Source organism: Nocardioides jiangsuensis (assembly GCF_019679455.1).
Classification (GTDB): Bacteria; Actinomycetota; Actinomycetes; order Propionibacteriales; family Nocardioidaceae; genus Nocardioides_C; species Nocardioides_C jiangsuensis.
The window spans coordinates 1,067,315-1,084,131 of the sequence record NZ_JAIEZQ010000001.1; the positions used below are offsets into that span (position 1 = coordinate 1,067,315).

General features: G+C 71.6%; 18 protein-coding genes. 7 read left to right on the forward strand and 11 right to left on the reverse strand.

The genetic code is table 11. The features are described 5' to 3' along the window. Positions 1 to 26: 26 nt before the first annotated feature. Complete coding sequence (locus K1X13_RS04940) at positions 27 to 689, reverse strand: GNAT family N-acetyltransferase (protein ID WP_221023874.1); 663 nt, start codon at positions 687 to 689, stop codon at positions 27 to 29. 15 nt (positions 690 to 704) lie between these two features. After that, positions 705 to 842: a hypothetical protein gene (locus K1X13_RS04945; protein ID WP_221023875.1), complete on the reverse strand. Its 138-nt coding sequence runs from the start codon at positions 840 to 842 to the stop codon at positions 705 to 707. Positions 843 to 910: 68 nt separating this feature from the next. On the opposite strand from K1X13_RS04945, the gene K1X13_RS04950 reads away from it, so the two are divergent. The 5 genes from K1X13_RS04950 to rfbA are packed head-to-tail and all read left to right on the forward strand — an operon-like array spanning position 911 to position 7,275. Next, a complete protein-coding gene (locus K1X13_RS04950; RefSeq protein ID WP_221023876.1) occupies positions 911 to 2,248 on the forward strand; it encodes an aminotransferase-like domain-containing protein in 1,338 nt (445 codons plus the stop codon). 16 nt (positions 2,249 to 2,264) lie between these two features. Continuing rightward, on the forward strand, positions 2,265 to 3,227 hold the full coding sequence (locus K1X13_RS04955) for a D-alanine--D-alanine ligase family protein (RefSeq protein ID WP_221023877.1): 963 nt from the start codon (positions 2,265 to 2,267) through the stop codon (positions 3,225 to 3,227). A 36-nt stretch (positions 3,228 to 3,263) separates the two neighbouring features. Next, a complete protein-coding gene (locus K1X13_RS04960; protein ID WP_221023878.1) occupies positions 3,264 to 4,037 on the forward strand; it encodes a lysophospholipid acyltransferase family protein in 774 nt (257 codons plus the stop codon). Between the two features lie 39 nt (positions 4,038 to 4,076). Further along, the gene (locus K1X13_RS04965) at positions 4,077 to 6,341 is read left to right on the forward strand and encodes a hypothetical protein (protein ID WP_221023879.1); all 2,265 of its coding nucleotides are present in this window, start codon (positions 4,077 to 4,079) and stop codon (positions 6,339 to 6,341) included. 34 nt (positions 6,342 to 6,375) lie between these two features. Then, positions 6,376 to 7,275, forward strand: a complete 900-nt coding sequence (gene rfbA, locus K1X13_RS04970; RefSeq protein WP_221023880.1) for a glucose-1-phosphate thymidylyltransferase RfbA — start codon at positions 6,376 to 6,378, stop codon at positions 7,273 to 7,275. A 4-nt stretch (positions 7,276 to 7,279) separates the two neighbouring features. Here rfbA and rfbB read toward each other — a convergent pair whose 3' ends face one another. Further along, on the reverse strand, positions 7,280 to 8,269 hold the full coding sequence (gene rfbB / locus K1X13_RS04975; protein WP_221023881.1) for a dTDP-glucose 4,6-dehydratase: 990 nt from the start codon (positions 8,267 to 8,269) through the stop codon (positions 7,280 to 7,282). A 40-nt stretch (positions 8,270 to 8,309) separates the two neighbouring features. Here rfbB and K1X13_RS04980 point away from each other — a divergent pair, with 40 nt between their 5' ends. Both K1X13_RS04980 and K1X13_RS04985 read left to right on the forward strand, forming a co-directional pair. After that, positions 8,310 to 9,569 carry a lipopolysaccharide biosynthesis protein gene (locus K1X13_RS04980; protein ID WP_221023882.1) on the forward strand — a complete coding sequence of 420 codons (1,260 nt, stop codon included), beginning with the start codon at positions 8,310 to 8,312 and terminating at the stop codon, positions 9,567 to 9,569. 60 nt (positions 9,570 to 9,629) lie between these two features. Further along, complete coding sequence (locus K1X13_RS04985; RefSeq protein ID WP_225914522.1) at positions 9,630 to 10,754, forward strand: NAD-dependent epimerase/dehydratase family protein; 1,125 nt, start codon at positions 9,630 to 9,632, stop codon at positions 10,752 to 10,754. An 87-nt stretch (positions 10,755 to 10,841) separates the two neighbouring features. Here the strand turns inward: K1X13_RS04985 and K1X13_RS19020 are convergent, their stop codons facing one another. The 8 genes from K1X13_RS19020 to rpmH all read right to left on the reverse strand — a co-directional run bounded on the left by K1X13_RS19020 (position 10,842) and on the right by rpmH (position 16,817). After that, on the reverse strand, positions 10,842 to 11,909 hold the full coding sequence (locus tag K1X13_RS19020; protein ID WP_308249400.1) for a ParB/RepB/Spo0J family partition protein: 1,068 nt from the start codon (positions 11,907 to 11,909) through the stop codon (positions 10,842 to 10,844). Positions 11,910 to 12,112: 203 nt separating this feature from the next. Then, positions 12,113 to 13,108 (reverse strand): ParA family protein, encoded by a 996-nt coding sequence (locus K1X13_RS04995; protein ID WP_372450666.1) that lies wholly within the window; start codon positions 13,106 to 13,108, stop codon positions 12,113 to 12,115. A 504-nt stretch (positions 13,109 to 13,612) separates the two neighbouring features. Then, a complete protein-coding gene (gene rsmG / locus K1X13_RS05000; RefSeq protein WP_308249401.1) occupies positions 13,613 to 14,305 on the reverse strand; it encodes a 16S rRNA (guanine(527)-N(7))-methyltransferase RsmG in 693 nt (230 codons plus the stop codon). A gap of 75 nt (positions 14,306 to 14,380) precedes the next feature. Then, on the reverse strand, positions 14,381 to 14,845 hold the full coding sequence (locus K1X13_RS05005; protein ID WP_225914779.1) for a Jag family protein: 465 nt from the start codon (positions 14,843 to 14,845) through the stop codon (positions 14,381 to 14,383). A 95-nt stretch (positions 14,846 to 14,940) separates the two neighbouring features. Further along, entirely contained in the window at positions 14,941 to 15,978 is a 1,038-nt protein-coding gene (gene yidC, locus K1X13_RS05010) for a membrane protein insertase YidC (protein WP_225914780.1), read from the reverse strand. A 36-nt stretch (positions 15,979 to 16,014) separates the two neighbouring features. Next, the gene (gene yidD, locus K1X13_RS05015; RefSeq protein ID WP_221023887.1) at positions 16,015 to 16,260 is read right to left on the reverse strand and encodes a membrane protein insertion efficiency factor YidD; all 246 of its coding nucleotides are present in this window, start codon (positions 16,258 to 16,260) and stop codon (positions 16,015 to 16,017) included. After that, positions 16,257 to 16,625: a ribonuclease P protein component gene (rnpA, locus tag K1X13_RS05020; RefSeq protein ID WP_221023888.1), complete on the reverse strand. Its 369-nt coding sequence runs from the start codon at positions 16,623 to 16,625 to the stop codon at positions 16,257 to 16,259. The genes yidD and rnpA overlap by 4 nt, the downstream gene beginning before the upstream one ends. A 54-nt stretch (positions 16,626 to 16,679) precedes the next feature. Further along, positions 16,680 to 16,817 (reverse strand): 50S ribosomal protein L34, encoded by a 138-nt coding sequence (rpmH, locus tag K1X13_RS05025; protein ID WP_221023889.1) that lies wholly within the window; start codon positions 16,815 to 16,817, stop codon positions 16,680 to 16,682.

Below are 16,817 nucleotides of genomic sequence, written 5' to 3' on the forward strand. Positions count from 1 at the left end.
CGGCGCGGCCGCGGGTCCTGCCGGGCTCAGAGCCGGGGAGGCCCGTGCCGCTCGGCGGCCGGCCGCACCGCGCGCGGGCGTACGGCGCCCAGCAGCCGCTCGAGCGCCTGCTCGACCTCCTCGCGCCAGGTCAGCACCGACTTCAGGTCCAGCCGCATCCGCGGGTAGCGCGGGTGCGACCGGTGCGTCTTGAAGCCCACGTGCAGCAGGAAGTCCGCCGGCAGCACGCACCCGCCCCAGGCGGTCCGGCTGCCCTCGGTGGCGCGCAGGTCCCCGAACGCCTCGATCGCCCGGATCCCGCCGCGCTCGATGAGGTCCTTGGCCACCGACTGCACCAGCACCCGGCCCAGGCCGGCGCCGGCGTACTCGGGGTAGAGCATCGCGGTCATCAGCAGCACCGCGTCCTCGCTGACCGGGGCGGTCGGGAACGTCGCCGCCCCCGGCACGAACGTGGGCGGGGCGTAGAGGACGAAGCCGGCCGGGTCGTCGTCGACGTACGCCACCCGGCCGCACGAGCCCCACTCGAGCAGCACCCGGGAGACCCAGGCCTCCTTCTCCCGCTCCGCCTCGCCGGCGGCGGCCGCCCGCTCGCGGCGCACCGGGTCGAGCTCCCAGAACAGGCAGCTGCGGCAGGACGCGGGCAGGTCGACGAGGTTGTCGAGCGTCAGGCGGGCGATCTTGCGGGCCATCGGAGCCGTCCCGCGTCAGTGCGCCCGCGGCGCGTGCCGGTCGCCCACGTAGTGCGAGGGCGTCCGGCGCCGGAGCAGCCCGGCGACGAAACCGCCGAGGAGCCCGAGCGCGCTCAGCCCCAGACCCGCTGCCGATGTGCGGAGCAGTCCCATGTCGTGACCCCCATGCCGAGGAACGAGCCTTGATGATTCATCCTAGTAGTCCACCAGAGGAGCTAGGGATGTCAGAGAAGGCAGGTCACGGGATCCGGCGCAGCGCGACGCGCCTCGACAGCTACGTGGACCGGTACGCCGCCCGCACGAAGGGCATGACGGCCTCCGAGATCCGCGCGCTGTTCTCCGTGGCCAGCCGTCCCGAGGTGGTCTCCCTCGCCGGCGGCATGCCGAACATCTCCGGCCTCCCGCTCGACGTCGTCGGCGGCGCCATCAACGACCTGGTCCGCACCAACGGGCCGGTCGCGATGCAGTACGGCTCCGGCCAGGGCGACCCGCGGCTGCGCGAGCAGATCTGCGACGTGATGCGGCTCGAGGGGATCGAGGCGCACCCCGACGACGTCGTGGTCACGGTCGGCTCGCAGCAGGCGGTCGACCTGGTCACCCGGATCTTCTGCGACCCCGGTGACGTGGTGATCTGCGAGGCCCCGTCGTACGTCGGCGCGCTCGGCGTGTTCCGCGCCTACCAGTGCGACGTCGTGCACGCGGCGATGGACGAGCACGGCCTCGTCCCCGACGCGCTGCGCGACGCGATCGCCGCGGTGCGGGCGGCCGGCAAGACGATCAAGTTCCTCTACACGATCCCGAACTACCACAACCCCGCCGGCGTCTCGATGGCCGCGGAGCGCCGCCCGGAGATCCTCGAGATCTGCCGCGAGGCCGACATCCTGGTCCTCGAGGACAACCCCTACGGCCTGCTCGGCTTCGACGACGAGCCCTACCGCGCGCTGCGGGCCGACGAGGCCGAGGGCGTGATCTACCTCGGCTCGTTCTCCAAGACCTTCGCCCCCGGGTTCCGGGTCGGTTGGGCGCTGGCGCCGCACGCGGTCCGCGAGAAGCTCGTGCTGGCCCAGGAGTCGGCGACGCTGTGCCCGCCGTCGTTCTCGCAGATGGCGGTCTCGGCCTACCTCTCCGAGCACGACTGGCAGGGCCAGGTGAAGCAGTTCCGGGAGATGTACCGCGAGCGTCGCGACGCGATGATCGAGTCGCTCGAGGACCTGATGCCCGCCGCCACCCGCTGGAACGTGCCCGACGGCGGGTTCTACGTGTGGCTCACCCTGCCCGACGGGCTCGACGCGAAGGCGATGCTGCCGCGCGCCGTGACCGCCCGGGTGGCCTACGTGCCCGGGACGGCGTTCTTCGCCGACGGGTTCGGCGCCCAGAGCATGCGGCTCTCCTACTGCTACCCGACCGCGGACCGGATCCGCGAGGGCGTGCGCCGCCTCGTCGGCGTGATCGAGGAGGAGCTCGAGCTCCGGGAGACCTTCGGGGGAGGCTACGGTGGCCAGGCCGGCGCCGGACACGTCACCCGCGGGTACGAATCACCCAACACCGACCTCACCTGAGCAGGAGCCTGACGAAATGGATGCTGTCGCTGGGCGGATCGTGGTCCTGGCCGGGGGCCTGTCGCACGAGCGGGACGTCTCGCTGCGCTCCGGACGGCGGGTGGCGGAGGCGCTGCGCGACGCCGGCGCCGAGGTCGACGAGCGGGACGTCGACGCGACCCTGCTCCCGTCCCTGCGCGAGGACCCGCCGGCGTGCGTGGTCCCGCTGCTGCACGGCGAGACCGGGGAGGACGGCGCGCTGCGCGAGGTGCTCGAGCTGCTCGGCGTGCCGTACGTCGGTGCCGGGCCGGCCGCGAGCCGGGCCGCGTTCGACAAGCCGGTGGCGAAGGCCGTGGTCGCGCGGGCCGGGTTGAACACCCCCCGCAGCGTCGCGCTGCCGCACGAGACCTTCCGCGAGCTCGGCGCGGCCGCGGTGATGGACGCGATCATCGCCTCGCTCGGGCTGCCGCTGATCGTCAAGCCCGCCAAGTCCGGCTCCGCGCTGGGCTGCACCGTGGTGCGTGCGCCCGGGGACCTCCCCGGCGCGATGGTCGGGGCGTTCGCCTACGGCGAGACCACCCTGGTCGAGCAGCTCGTCGAGGGCGAGGAGGTCGCCGTCCCCGTCGTCGACACGGGGGACGGTCCCCGGGCGCTGCCGGTCGTCTCGATCCGTCCCGACGGCGGCGTGTACGACTACACCGCGCGCTACACGGCCGGCAGCACGGAGTTCGAGGTGCCCGCGAAGCTCTCCGACGAGCTCGCCGCGGAGTGCGCCCGCGTCGCGGTGACCGCGCACGAGGCGCTCGGGCTGCGTGACCTGTCCCGCTCGGACCTGATGATCGACCGCGACGGCACCGTGTGGTTCCTCGAGGTCAACGTCGCGCCCGGTCTGACCGAGACCTCGACGGTCCCGCTGTCGGTGCAGGCGGCCGGCCTCGACCTCGGTGAGCTGATGGACACCCTGGTCCGCCAGGCGGTTGTCCGTTCGTCCGGGACCTGACAGGGTCCTCCCACCACCGACGAAAGAGGCCGATCGATGCGCGACCTGACCTACCCGCCGATCATCGTCACGGCCAAGGCCGCGTTCAAGGCGCTCGGCCTGCGCTTCCGGATGGAGGGCACCGAGCACATCCCGCGCACCGGTCCGGCGCTGCTCGCGGTGAACCACGTCTCCTACGTGGACTTCGTCTTCGGCGGGTTCGCCGCGCAGCCCTCCAAGCGGCTGGTCCGGTTCATGGCGAAGAAGGAGATCTTCGACCACCGGTTCGGCGGGCCGCTGATGCGCTCGCTGCACCACATCGAGGTCGACCGCGGCGAGGGCCTCGGCTCCTACAAGGAGGCGTTGCGCTACCTGGCGATGGGCGAGGTGGTCGGGATCTTCCCCGAGGCCACGATCTCCCGCTCCTTCGAGATCAAGGAGATCAAGACCGGCGCCACCCGGATCGCCGCCGAGGCCGGCGTACCCCTGATCCCGGTGATCCTGTGGGGCACCCAGCGGATGCTCACCAAGGACCACCCCAAGGACTTCTCCCGAGGCAAGACGATCGCGATCACCGTCGGGGAGCCGCTGCACCCGTCGGGACAGGACCCGGTCGCCGAGACCGCCGAGCTGCACCGGGCGATGTCGGACCTGCTGGACCGGACCATCCGCGCCTACCCGGCCGACGAGCAGCCGCCCGGGTCGTGGTGGCTGCCGGCGTCGTACGGCGGCACGGCCCCGACGCCCGAGCAGGCCAAGGAGCTCGACGCCGCGGAGAAGCGTGAGCGGGCCCGGCGCCGTGCGGCGCGGAGGGCCGGCACGAAGCGCTGACGTCCGGTTCGTCCGGGGCTGCGAGGTAGGGTGCCGCTCATGCCTCGCCGCCTTCTGACGTCCTCGTGGCCGGCGGTGCTGGTCACCGCTGTCGGCATCGTGGTCGTCCTGCTGCACTTCGGGATCGCCGCCCCCTCCATCGCGCGCTACGCGCTGTACCTCGCGGGCGTCGCGCTCCCCGGCGTCTTCGTGTGGCGACTGCTGCTGCAGCGGCTGCACACCGACGAGACCGACCGTCCGGGGCCGACCTGGTTCGAGGACCTCTCCCTCGGTTTCATCCTGGGCTTCGGCCTGCAGCTCCCGTTCTTCCTGGTCGGCGTGGCCCTCGAGGCACCGCTCGTGATCCTGGTCCCGCCGGTGGTCGTGGCGGTGCTGAGCGTCGCCACGCCGTTCGGGCGCCGTGCCTGGAGCCTGCCGACCGGCGCCCTCGACGTGCGCGCGGCCTGGGCGCTGGCGCTGGTCACGCTGTACGGCGTCTACTGGCTCGCCCGGTACTCCTTCCCGCTCCGCCCGCTCTTCGCGTCCGGCAACCGCGCCACCAGCATCGACGAGACCTTCCACCAGGCGCTGGTCGCGGACATCTCGCACCGGTTCCCGCCGCAGATCCCGTTCGTGCTCGACACCCGGCTGGACTACCACTGGTTCGTGCACGCCCAGGTCGGCGCCTCCAACACGATCGCCGGGCTGGGGTCCGTGCCCACCCTGCGCCTGCTGCTGCCCACGCTCGTCCTCGTGATGGCCGTGCTCGGCCTCGGCGCGGTCGCGCTGCGGCTGACCCGCCGCCCGGTGGCCGCGGTGCTCGCGCCCGCCCTGCTCCTCGGCGGCGCCTACCACCTGCTCGGCCCCGACTACGGCACCGCGACCTTCCTCGACCCCTACATCTCCAAGCGGTTCCAGGGCAGCCCCTCGCAGATCTACGGCGTGATGTGCTCGATGCCGGCGGTGATGCTGATCCTCGAGGTGCTGCGCCCGAACCGGCGCGCCGACCGGCTCACCTGGGTCGCGCTGGTCCTGGCCCTGCTCGGCCTGTCGGGTGCGAAGGCGACGTTCATGCCGGCCTTCGTGTGCGGCGCGGTCGCCGCCTGGGTGGTCCAGCTGCTGCTGACCCGGCGCGTGGACCGGGCCGCGACCGGTGTCGTCGCGCTGACCATCCTGGTCGCCGCCTTCGCCCAGATCGTGCTCTTCGGCGGCCAGGGCGGGGCGATGGACGTCGCCTTCTGGCAGACCAGCACCACCGCGCTCGCCTCGGAGAAGCTGCCGGACACGGTGCTGAACACCACGCTGATGACGCTGGTGATGCTCACCGCGTGGCTGCTGTACGGCGTCGGGCTGGTCGCTCTGCGCAGGAAGGTGCTCGACCCACGTGCGGTGTGGCTGATCGTCTCGTTCGCGGCCGGGCTCACCGTGCCGTTCGTGCTCTACCGCACCGGGCTGAGCCAGCTCTGGTTCAGCCGCAGCGTCGCGGAGCTGGTCGTGCTCGCCTCGGTCTGGGGCCTGTCCCTGGTCCTCCCCCGACCGCTCACCGTCCGCCGGGCGCTGCCCCTGCTCGGCCTCGCCGCCGTCGCGGGGGTGGCGGCGTACGCCACCTCCCTGTACGTCGACGGGCTGCACGCTCACGACCGCGCCACCACGAACACCATGCTGCTCACGGTCCTGGTGCCGCCGGCGCTCGTGCTGGGCTGGCTCCTGGTCCGCCTGCTGGCGCGGCTCGTGCCCGCCGTCCCGCGACCCGGGCTGGTCGTCCTGCTCGCGCTGCTGCTCGGCCTGACCGGCCAGAGCATGGTGTCGACGGCGTACGACACCCTCACCGGCGCGAAGATCGCCGGGCAGAACAGGAGCGAGAGCAAGGGTGGCCCGCGGATGTTCGCGGCCGGCGGCGTGGAGGCGGCGGAGTACATCAAGGAGCACTCCTCGGTCGACGACGTGGTCGCCACCAACATCCACTGCGCCAAGCCCGACGCGCGGCGCTGCGACAACCGCAACTTCTGGGTGGCCGCCTACGCCGAGCGCCGGGTCGTGCTCGAGGGCTGGGGCTACACCGCGGCGCTGAACAAGACCTACCAGGAGGGCATGCGCAACGCCTTCCTGCCGGCGCCCGACCAGGAGCGTCTCGCGCTCAACGACGCGGCGTTCACGGACCCCTCGCCGGAGACGATTCGCGCGCTCGTGGACACCTACGGGGTGGACTGGCTCTTCGTCGGCAAGAAGTACGAGGCCGACCTCGAGGGGCTGTCCGAGCAGACCGGGCTCATCGAGCGGGTCTTCCGCAACAAGAACTACGTGGTCTACCAGGTCCTGGACTGAGCCGTCCGGCCCGGGACTGACATACTCGGGCCTCATGCGAGGCATCATCCTGGCCGGCGGCGCCGGCACCCGGCTCCACCCGATCACGCTCGGCGTCAGCAAGCAGCTCATGCCGGTGTACGACAAGCCGATGATCTACTACCCGCTGTCCACGCTGCTGCTGGCCGGGATCCGGGAGATCCTCGTGATCACCACGCCGCACGAGGCGGAGGGCTTCGAGCGGCTGCTCGGCGACGGCTCCCGGTTCGGCGTGTCGTTCACCTACGCCCAGCAGCCGGAGCCCAAGGGCCTCGCCCAGGCGTTCACGATCGGCGCGGACTTCATCGGCGACGAGCGGGTGGCGCTCGTCCTCGGCGACAACATCTTCTACGGCCAGGGCCTCGGCCTCCAGCTCGAGCGGTTCGCCCAGCTCGACGGGGCCGCGGTGTTCGCCTACTGGGTGGACGACCCCACCGCGTACGGCGTCGTGGAGTTCGACGGCTCCGGGATCGCGCTGTCGCTGGAGGAGAAGCCGGAGAAGCCGCGGAGCAACTACGCCGTCCCCGGGCTCTACTTCTACGACAACGACGTGGTGCACATCGCGCGCGACCTCGAGCCCTCCGCGCGCGGTGAGTACGAGATCACCGACATCAACCGGGTCTATCTCGAGCGCGGCGACCTGCACGTGCACGTGCTCGCCCGCGGCACCGCGTGGCTCGACACCGGCACCTTCGAGTCGCTCAACGACGCCAGCAACTTCATCCGCACCGTGGAGAGCCGCCAGGGCCTCAAGATCGGCTCGCCGGAGGAGGTCGCCTGGCGGCAGGGGTTCCTCAGCGACGAGGAGCTCCGCGACCGCGCCGAGGCGATGCTCAAGAGCGGGTACGGCGACTACCTGGTGCAGCTGCTCGAGCGGCGCGACATCCCGCGGCGCCGCCGTACCCCGCAGGCCTGAGGGGCTAGCGCGCCAGCTGCGCGCGCTCCTTCAGCGGCTCCCACCAGGCGCGGTTCTCGGCGTACCAGCGCACCGTGTCGGCGAGGCCCTGCTCGAAGTCCACGGCCGGCTCGTAGCCGAGCTCGCTGCGGATCTTGTCGATCGAGACCGAGTAGCGCAGGTCGTGGCCCTTGCGGTCCTCGACGTTCACCACGCTGTCCCAGCCGGCGCCGCACGCGTCGAGGAGCCGGCCGGTGAGCTCCTTGTTGGTGAGCTCGGTGCCGCCGCCGATGTTGTAGACCTCCCCCAACCGACCCTTCTCCAGGACCAGGTGGATGCCGCGGCAGTGGTCGTCGACGTGCAGCCAGTCGCGCACGTTGCTGCCCTCGCCGTACAGCGGGACCGTCTGACCGTCGATGAGGTTGGTCACGAAGAGCGGGATGACCTTCTCGGGGAACTGGTAGGGCCCGTAGTTGTTCGAGCACCGCGTCACGCACACCGGGAGCTGGTGGGTGCGGTAGTAGGAGCGGGCGATCAGGTCGCTCGACGCCTTGGAGGCGGAGTAGGGCGAGTTCGGCTCCAGCGGCTGGTTCTCGTCCCAGCTGCCCTCGGAGATCGAGCCGTAGACCTCGTCGGTGGAGACGTGCACGAACTTCTCGACGCCGTGCTCGAGGGCGGAGTCGAGCAGGGTCTGGGTGCCCACGACGTTGGTCATCACGAAGTCGGCGGCGCCCATGATCGAGCGGTCCACGTGGCTCTCCGCCGCGAAGTGGACGACCACGTCGGCCTGCTGCATCAGCTCGTCGACGAGGACCCGGTCGAGGATGTCGCCCTCGACGAAGCGCAGGCGCTCGTCTTCTCGCACCGTGGCGAGGTTGGTGAGGCTGCCGGCGTACGTCAGCTTGTCGAGGACGATGACCTGGCTGGGCTTCGAGAGCCCCCAGGCGTCGCCGAGGATGGTGCGGACGTAGTGGCTGCCGATGAACCCGGCGCCGCCGGTGACGAGGATCTTCATGGCGGCAGCCTACCGACCCCGGACGGTAGACTTTGACCCCATGCGGCTCAGATTGCGCGACACGACGGCACTGGCCGCAGGTTCGGCTGTCAGTGGTCTTCTCGCCTATGTCTTCTTCGCCCTCGCGACCCGTCATCTCGGTCCGGACGACGCGGCCGCGGTCTCGGTGCTGTGGACCTACTGGAGCTTCGCCGCGGCGGTGCTCACGTTCCCGCTCCAGCACTGGATCGCCCGGTCGGTGGCTGCCCACGACGGTGAGGGAGCCGTGCGGAGCGCGATGCCTCGCGTGGTGCTGTTCGTCGGGGGTGCGGCCGCGCTGTCCGGCGTGCTGGCCTGGCTGGGCCGCGATCCCCTCTTCCACCGGGAGGACGCCTGGTTCCCGCTGCTGGTGGCCTGGGTGACCCTGGGCTCCGGCTTCATCGGCGTGGTCCGCGGCGGGCTGGCGGCGCGGCACCGCTTCGTCAGCAACGCGTGGGCCCTCGTGGCGGAGAACGGCTCCCGGGTCCTCGCAGCGACCGTGCTCGTGATCGTCGGCGTCGAGGCCAACATCGGCTTCGGCATCTGCCTGGCGGCCGGTTCGCTGGTCGGCCTCCTGTGGCCCTCGGCGATCCGGTTCGGCCGCGAGCAGCACGGCGGACCGGCAGAGTCACCGTTGGCCTTCCTCTCCGGTGCGGCCGGCGGTCAGCTGATCGGCCAGGCCGTGCTCACCGGCGGCCCGGTGGTCCTCGCGCTCAGCGGGGGCAGCGCGGCCCAGGTCACCGCGCTCTTCGCGGGCCTGGCGCTGTTCCGGGCGCCGTACACGCTCGCCATCGGGCTGGTCGCCCAGGTCACCGGCCGCCTCACCGCGCTGCTCGTAGGCGGCCACCACGGCACCCTGCGCAAGGTCCGCCTGGCCGTCGTCGGGCTCGCCCTCCTCGGCGTGGGGGCCGCGGCGCTGATCGGCGCGACCCTGGGGCCGTGGCTGGTCCGGCTGATCTTCGGCCAGGACATCGTGCTGAGCGCCGGCGTGGCGACCGTGGTGGCCGTCGGCAGCGCGGTGGCGCTCGCCAACCTGGTGGTCACGCTGACGATCCTGGCCCAGAACCGCACCCACGCGGTCGCCCGCGGCTGGACGGTGGGGCTTCTCGGCGGGGCTGCCACGTTTGCGGCGACGTTCGCGCTCGCCCCTCTCGACCGCACCGTCTGGGCCTTCCTCGCCGCCGAGTGCCTGGCCTTCGCGGCGCTGCTCGTGGAGGAGATCCGCGGCCTGCGCCTGCACCGCGCCGCGACCGCCCCGGCAGCGGTCCCCAGCGGATCCTGACTCGTTCGCTGCGGGTGAAAGCGGTGGCGACCGGCGCCGTGGGAGTGCTTCGCTGAGGCGATGAACTCCCTGGACACCAGCGCGAAGACCCTCGACGGCACGCCGGCCACGGCCTCGCGACCGGCCGACGGCGATCTCGAACCGGCGCCGGAGGCGCAGACGACGTCCGCGCCCCCGGCCCTGCGCCTGCTCGTCCTGGGTGGCACGTCCTGGCTCGGCGGGACGGTCGCTGACCTGGCCCGGCGCCGTGGTCACGAGGTGACCTGCCTGGCGCGCGGCTTCTCCGGAGCGGTCCCCGGCCAGGTCCGCCACGTCGTCGCCGACCGCTGGCAGGACGGCGCCTACGACGGGGTGGCGGACAGCGACTGGGACGCCGTCCTGGACCTCACCTGGCAGCCCGAGCTCGCCCGCTCGGCGCTCTCCGCGCTCGCGACGCGGGCCGCGCACTGGATCCTCGTCTCGTCGTGCTCGGTGTACGCCGACCACGGCACGCCCGGTCACGACGAGAGCGCCGCCGTGGTGGACGGTTGGACCGGTCGGGGGGAGGCGCCGATCGAGGAGTACGGCGCCGCGAAGGTTTCATGTGAAACAGCGAGCCGGGACGCCGTGCAGGCGGACCGGCTACTCATCGCCCGCGCCGGCCTGATCGCGGGCTACGGGGACACCAGCGACCGCTTCGGGTACTGGCCGGCCCGGTTCGCGACCGAGTCCCACGGGGCCGTGCTGGTCCCGCCCCTGGACGGGCCGGTGCAGGTGGTCGACGTGGCCGACCTCGCCCGCTGGCTGGTGCTCTGCGCCGAGTCACGCACGGCCGGCACCGTGGACGCCGTCGGCGAGCCGCACGTCTTCCGTGACGTGCTCGAGGCGTGCGTGACGGCGACCGGGAACGGGTCGCCCATCGTGGAGAGCAGCGACCCCTGGCTCCAGGAGCGGGAGGTGAGCCCGTGGATGGGCCCGGAGTCGCTGCCACTGTGGCTTCCGCGCCCGGACTACGCCGGGCTGATGGCGCGCAGCAACACCGCCGCGACCGCCTCGGGACTGACCACGCGCCCCCTGGGTGACACCGTGGACGACAGTCTGCGGTGGGAGGTCGAGCTCGGGCTGCACCGGGCCCGCAAGGCGGGGCTCAGCCCGGAGCGGGAGCGCTCCCTGGTCGCGGCACTCGGCGGTCCGGCCACCGAATGAGCCTGCGCCTTGCCGATTCCGCGATCTATCACTTTATGTTTTTGTCGACAAAGCGACTTGTCGCTTTGTCGTTTAGTGGTTAAGCCACTAGATCGGCCTGTCGTTCTTCGGGTCCAGAATGGACACAATCCGCTCCAGGTCGGGGATGGAGGCGAACTCCACGGTGATCTTGCCCTTGGACTTGCCGAGGTCGACCTTGACCCGGGTCTCGAACCTGTCCGACAGCCGGGAGGCCAGATCGGCCAGGGCCGGTGCGTGCGGCTTGCGGGCTCGCGCCCGAGGCCGGTCCTTGCCGTACTCACCGACCGCGACGATCTCCTCCAGCCCGCGCACCGAGATGCCCTCGGCGATGACCCGGGCCGCCAGTCGGTCCTGGACGTCGCTGTCGGTGACGGCGAGCAGGGCGCGGGCGTGCCCGGCGGAGAGCACGCCGGCGGCCACCCGGCGCTGCACGGCGGGCGAGAGGCGCAGGAGACGCAGCGTGTTGGAGATCTGCGGCCGGCTGCGGCCGATCCGGGTGGCGAGCTCCTCGTGCGTGCACCCGAAGTCGTCGAGCAGCTGCTCGTAGGCGGCCGCCTCCTCGAGCGGGTTGAGCTGCGAACGGTGCAGGTTCTCCAGGAGCGCGTCCCGGAGCAGCGCGTCGTCGCCGGTGTCCCTGACGATCGCCGGGATCGTCTCCAGGCCCGCCTCCTGGGTGGCGCGCCAACGACGCTCACCCATGATCAGCTCGTAAGCACCGTCACCGGTCTGACGGACCACCACCGGCTGGAGCAGGCCGATCTCGCGGACCGAATGCACCAGCTCCGCCATCGCCTCCTCCTCGAAGACCTGGCGCGGCTGCCGCGGGTTCGGGGAGATCTGCGTGACGGGGAGCTCGGCGAAGTAGGCGCCGGCCACGGGGACGAGGCCGGACCCGTCGTCCGTGCCCGCGCGGCCCGACGTGGCGTCGCCGGCTTCGCTGGGGGTGTCGACACCCGTCCCCGAGGAGGCGCCGCCGTCGGTGCCACCCGAGTCAGTGGTCACCGACCCGGCGGTCGGGGCGGAAGAGCCGTTCTGACCCGCAGCGGTGTCGCCGTCCCCGGACCCGGCGGACTCGCCCGGGCGGCCCGGCGCGGAGCCGTTCCCGGAGCCGTACGTCGCGTCCGGGGCGGTCACCGGCCCGCTGACCTGCGAAAACGCCTCTGCACCAGCCGGTGACGCCGCGTCAGCGCCGGTGGCCGACTGATCCGTTTGGCCGTCCTCCGCGTGCTCAGGAGCGGCAGGGAAGCGCGGCGTCGACGCCGGCTGCGTCGGGGGCGCGGTCGGGATCAACGATCCGAGTCCGCGGCCGAGCCCGCGTCGCTGCTGGTGCTTCGAGGTCATGCGTTCGCTCCTTTGAGGGCCATCTCACGGGCAGCTTCGAGGTAGCTGAGTGCGCCCGGGGAACCAGGATCGTAGGTCATCACGCTCTGCCCGTAGCTCGGCGCCTCGGAGATCCGCACCGAGCGAGGAATCGCCGTCCGCAGCACCTGGTCGCCGAAGTGGCTGCGGACCTCCTCGGCCACACCGGCCGCCAGGCGGGTGCGGGCGTCGTACATGGTGAGCAGGATGGTGGAGATGGCGAGCTCCGGGTTCAGGTGCGCCCTGACCATCTCGACCGTCTCCAGCAGCTGGCCGAGACCTTCGAGCGCGTAGTACTCCGCCTGGATCGGGATCAACATCTCCTCGCCGGCCACCAGCGCGTTCAGCGTGAGCAGCCCGAGCGACGGTGGGCAGTCGATCAGGACGTAGTCGAGCCGGTCCTCGTCCTCGGCGGTCACCGGCGGGTAGGCCATGATCGCCTTGCGCAGCCGGCTCTCCCGGGCGACGAGGCTGACCAGCTCGATCTCGGCGCCCGCCAGGTCGATCGTGGCCGGCACGACGAACAGCCCCGGCACCTCGGGGCTCTCCTGGACGATCTCGGTCAGCGGCACGCCGTCGACGAGCGCGTCGTAGGTCGAGGGGGTCCCGCGGTGGTGGTCGATCGACAACGCCGTGGAGGCGTTGCCCTGCGGGTCCAGGTCGACCACGAGCACGCGCAGGCCGTGCTGGGCGAGCGCCGCCGCCATGTTGACCGTGGACGTCGTCTTGCCGACGCCGCCCTTCTGGTTGGCCACGACCATCACCCGCGCACGCTTCGGCCGCGGAAGCGGCTCGCGAAGCCTGCGCCCCTCGCGCACGAGCAGCTGGTGCTCGACGGAGCGGGCCATCGGCGTGGACTCGTCGGCGACAGCAAGGCTGTGCGCGGCGACGTCGGCCGCCGTCCGGTAGGCCGAGGTGCCCGGCGCGGGATACGGCCCGAAGCGGGTGGCATCCATCGGCTCGGACTGGTTCACGGTGTTCTCCTCGGCGGGTGCTGCGTCGGCTGCGGATTCTGTTTCACGTGAAACGGGCGACTCTGCCTGATCCTCTGAGACCGGTTCGGGCGGAGCACTTGCTGTCTCACGTGAGACCAGCGTTTCACGTGAAACGGGCTCAGACGGGAGCGACATCACCGACTGTGGATGAATCTGTGGATTCTGTGGGTATCTCTCGTCACCCGGCCATCCCAGCCCCCCATATGTGCCTGAATCGGCACTTTCCGGCCACCCCAGGCCACTGACGACTCTCGGCCCTGGGGGTGCACCGGCGGTGCGTCCGCCACCCAGGAGGGACTTGTCCACAGGCTGTCCCCCGTGGTGGATATCCCGGTCGCGGCCACGGGAGAGCGGGCGCGACGCCGACGTTCCCGATGTCCCCGACACCTCCGGCGTGCCGGACGTGGTGTCCGCCCCGGCGCCGGCAGTCTGCGTCGACCGATCAGGGGTGGGGTCAGAGGTGGGCGGGGGCGTGGGCACCGGTCACCGGCCCTTCTTCGTGCGTGAGGTGCGGGGAGTGGGGGACTTCGTGGCGCGACGGGCGCTGCGCGAGGGGCGTAGCGCGTCCAAACCTAACCGGGACGGTCTGGTCGCCTCCACCCGGAGCACCGTGGTCGGCGGATCGATCAGGTCCGACCCGTACTCGACCACGGTCACCGCGCCGGCGCCGTACCTGCGCAGCGCCGTCTTCGCCGTGACGATCTCCTCCTGAACCGACGACCCCTTCATCGCCACCAGAGCGCCACCCTCGCGGACGAGGGGCATCGACCAGCCGAGCAGTCGGTCCAACGGCGCGACCGCGCGGGAGGTCACCACGGAGAACTCGCGGTGGCCGTGCAGCTCCTCGGCCCGCGCGCGGACCACCTCGACGTTGTCGAGGCCCAGTGCCTGCACGGCCTCGTCGAGGAAAGCGGTGCGCCGCAGCAGGGGCTCGACCAGGGTCACCGACAGGTCCGGCCGCGCCAGCGCGAGCACGAGTCCTGGGAGCCCGGCACCGCTTCCGATGTCGCAGACGTCCGTCCCCTCCGGGATGGCGCGGCCGAGGAGAGCGCAGTTCACCAGGTGGCGCTCCCACAGGCGCGGGACCTCGCGCGGACCGATCAGGCCACGGACCACACCGTCAGTGGCCAACAGGTCGGCGTACCGGACCGCCAGCGGCAGGTGAGTTGAGAACACCCCCGCAGCCGAGGCCGGCGGCGGGGGTGTTTCACGTGAAACGGAGTCGCTCACGAAGAGATCATCTCGCCCCGATCAGGCCGGCAGGACGACGACGTGCCGGCGAGGCTCGACGCCCTCGGACTCGGACTTGAGGCCCGCCTCGGCGATGGCGTCGTGCACCACCTTGCGCTCGAACGGGGACATCGGGTCGAGAGCGACCGGCTCGCCGGACTCCTTGACCATCGCCGCCGTCTCCGCCGCCAGCTTCTCCAGCGCCTCGCGGCGCGCCGCGCGGTAGCCGCTGATGTCCAGCATCAGCCGGGAGCGCTCGCCGGTCTCGCGGTACACCGCGAGGCGGGTGAGCTCCTGCAGTGCCTCCAAGACCTCGCCGTTCCGACCGACGAGCTGGCTCAGGTCGGCCCCGACGATGGACACCGCGGCGCGGTCACCCTCGACGTCCATGTCCAGGTCGCCGTCGAGGTCGGCGATGTCGAGCAGCTCCTCGAGGTAGTCGGCGGCGATGTCGCCCTCCTGCTCGAGTCGCTCGGTGCGGCTCAGGGTCTCCGGCTGGGCCGCGGTCTCCTCGCCGGTGCTGGTGTCGTCACTCACGTCGTGCTCCTTGGGCTGATGTACGGGTGGAGGTCAGGGGGTGGCTACGCGCCGGGCTTCTGCGGGTCGCCGCCGGGGACGTCGTCCGGGTTGTCGCCGACGTCCGGGTCCTGCTGCGCGCCGGAGTCGGTCTCTCCCGAGGCGGCACCCGGGTTGCCCTGCGGTCGCGGCCGCTGGCTCTTGCGCTGGCTCCGGGTCTGCTTCTTGGGCTGCTGGCGGGGCGCGGGCTTCGGCGCCTCCGTCTCCGGCTTCGCCTCGTCGGTCTCGATCGGCTGGACCGGCTTGCCCTTGCGGGCGGCCTTGTGAGCGACGCGTTCGGCCTTGGCCGCGGCGGCGGGCGTACCCGGAGCGGGGTTGTTGCGGATCACGTAGAACTGCTGGCCCATCGTCCACAGGTTCGACGTGGTCCAGTAGATCAGCACGCCAATCGGGAACGCGATACCGCCGACGGCGAAGACCAGGGGCAGCACGTAGAGCAGCATCTTCTGCTGCTGGGCGTAGGGCCCGGTCAGCGCGTCCGCCGGCATGTTCTTGCTCATCAGCTGGCGCTGGGTGAGGAACGTGGTCGCGGTCATCGCGAGCACCAGGACCAGCGCCAGCACGCGCACGTTCCAGTCGTCGGTGGAGAGGAAGGTGTCCGCGATGTGCGCGCCGAACAGCGTCGACTCACCGAACTGGCGGGCCTGCTCGAGCGTGAGGACGCCCTTGGGGTTCTCCTTGGAGGCCTGGTCGAGCAGCCGGAACAGGGCGAGGAAGATCGGCATCTGGAGCAGGATGGGCAGGCAGGAGGCGAACGGGTTGGTCCCGGTCTCCTTGTACAGCGCCATCGTCTCCCGCGACAGGCGCTCGCGGTCGTGCCCGTACTTCTTCTGCAGCTCCTTCACCTTGGGCTGCAGCAGCTGCATGTTCCGGCTGGACTTGATCTGCTTGACGAACAGCGGGATCAGCGCGGCACGGATCACCAGGGTCAGGCCCACGATCGACAGCGCCCAGGCCCAGCCCGACTCCTCGCCGAAGAGGCGCCCGAAGAGCGAGTGGAACCCGGTCAGGATGACGGAGGTGATCCAGTACAGCGGCGCCATGATGAAGCTGCCGATGTCACCGAAGAAGTCGAACACTCAGGCTCCTCGAGTCTGGTGGTGCTGGTTGTCAGAGGGGGGAACGGGGTCGTAGCCCCCGGCGGCCCACGGGTGGCAGCGGGCCAGCCGGCGTACGGCGTACCAGCTGCCGCGGATGCTGCCGTGGACCGTCACCGCTTCGAGAGCGTAGGCGGAGCAGGAGGGGTGGTAGCGGCAGACCTGGCCGTACAGCGGGCTGATCGCGAACCGGTAGGCACGCAGCAGGCCGATCAGGATGTACTTCATCGGCCGCCGCCGGTCTGGGAGCGGCGCTCGAGGCGGTCCAGAGCGCGGTCGAAGTCGTCGCCGAGCACGGCGTACGACGCCGTGGCGGCGGGCGGCAGCGCCCTGACCACGAGCACGCCAGAGCCCGGCAGCGACGAGAGTCGCTCCCGGGCTAGGTGTCGAAGGCGGCGTTTCACCAGGTTCCGTGTCACAGCCGGCCCGACGGCCTTGCTGACCACGAACCCCACCTGGGGCCGGCGGCCGGCCGTCTCCGTGGAGGGGACGGCCAGGTGGAGCACCAGGGTGCTGGTGCCCGCTCGGCGCCCGGTGCGGACCGCCCACGAGAACAGCTGGCTCGAGGTGAGCCGGCTTTCCCGTGTCAGCACGCGGCGCCCCGGTGGGGCGGCCGACGGGTCAACGCAACGAGTTGGACGCGGGGATCAGGCGGCCAGGCGGTTGCGGCCCTTGCGGCGGCGCGACGCCAGGATGGCGCGGCCGGCGCGGGTGCGCATCCGCAGACGGAAACCGTGCGTCTTGTGACGACGACGGTTGTTCGGCTGGAACGTACGCTTGCTCAC

Excerpts from the sequence above, each read along its gene's own strand:
- K1X13_RS04940 (WP_221023874.1), bottom strand. The coding sequence starts at position 689 with ATGGCCCGCAAGATCGCCCGCCTGACGCTCGACAACCTCGTCGACCTG.
- K1X13_RS04945 (WP_221023875.1), bottom strand. The coding sequence starts at position 842 with ATGGGACTGCTCCGCACATCGGCAGCGGGTCTGGGGCTGAGCGCGCTC.
- K1X13_RS04950 (WP_221023876.1), top strand. The coding sequence starts at position 911 with ATGTCAGAGAAGGCAGGTCACGGGATCCGGCGCAGCGCGACGCGCCTC.
- K1X13_RS04955 (WP_221023877.1), top strand. The coding sequence starts at position 2,265 with ATGGATGCTGTCGCTGGGCGGATCGTGGTCCTGGCCGGGGGCCTGTCG.
- K1X13_RS04960 (WP_221023878.1), top strand. The coding sequence starts at position 3,264 with ATGCGCGACCTGACCTACCCGCCGATCATCGTCACGGCCAAGGCCGCG.
- K1X13_RS04965 (WP_221023879.1), top strand. The coding sequence starts at position 4,077 with ATGCCTCGCCGCCTTCTGACGTCCTCGTGGCCGGCGGTGCTGGTCACC.
- rfbA (WP_221023880.1), top strand. The coding sequence starts at position 6,376 with ATGCGAGGCATCATCCTGGCCGGCGGCGCCGGCACCCGGCTCCACCCG.
- rfbB (WP_221023881.1), bottom strand. The coding sequence starts at position 8,269 with ATGAAGATCCTCGTCACCGGCGGCGCCGGGTTCATCGGCAGCCACTAC.
- K1X13_RS04980 (WP_221023882.1), top strand. The coding sequence starts at position 8,310 with ATGCGGCTCAGATTGCGCGACACGACGGCACTGGCCGCAGGTTCGGCT.
- K1X13_RS04985 (WP_225914522.1), top strand. The coding sequence starts at position 9,630 with ATGAACTCCCTGGACACCAGCGCGAAGACCCTCGACGGCACGCCGGCC.
- yidC (WP_225914780.1), bottom strand. The coding sequence starts at position 15,978 with ATGGCGCCGCTGTACTGGATCACCTCCGTCATCCTGACCGGGTTCCAC.
- yidD (WP_221023887.1), bottom strand. The coding sequence starts at position 16,260 with ATGAAGTACATCCTGATCGGCCTGCTGCGTGCCTACCGGTTCGCGATC.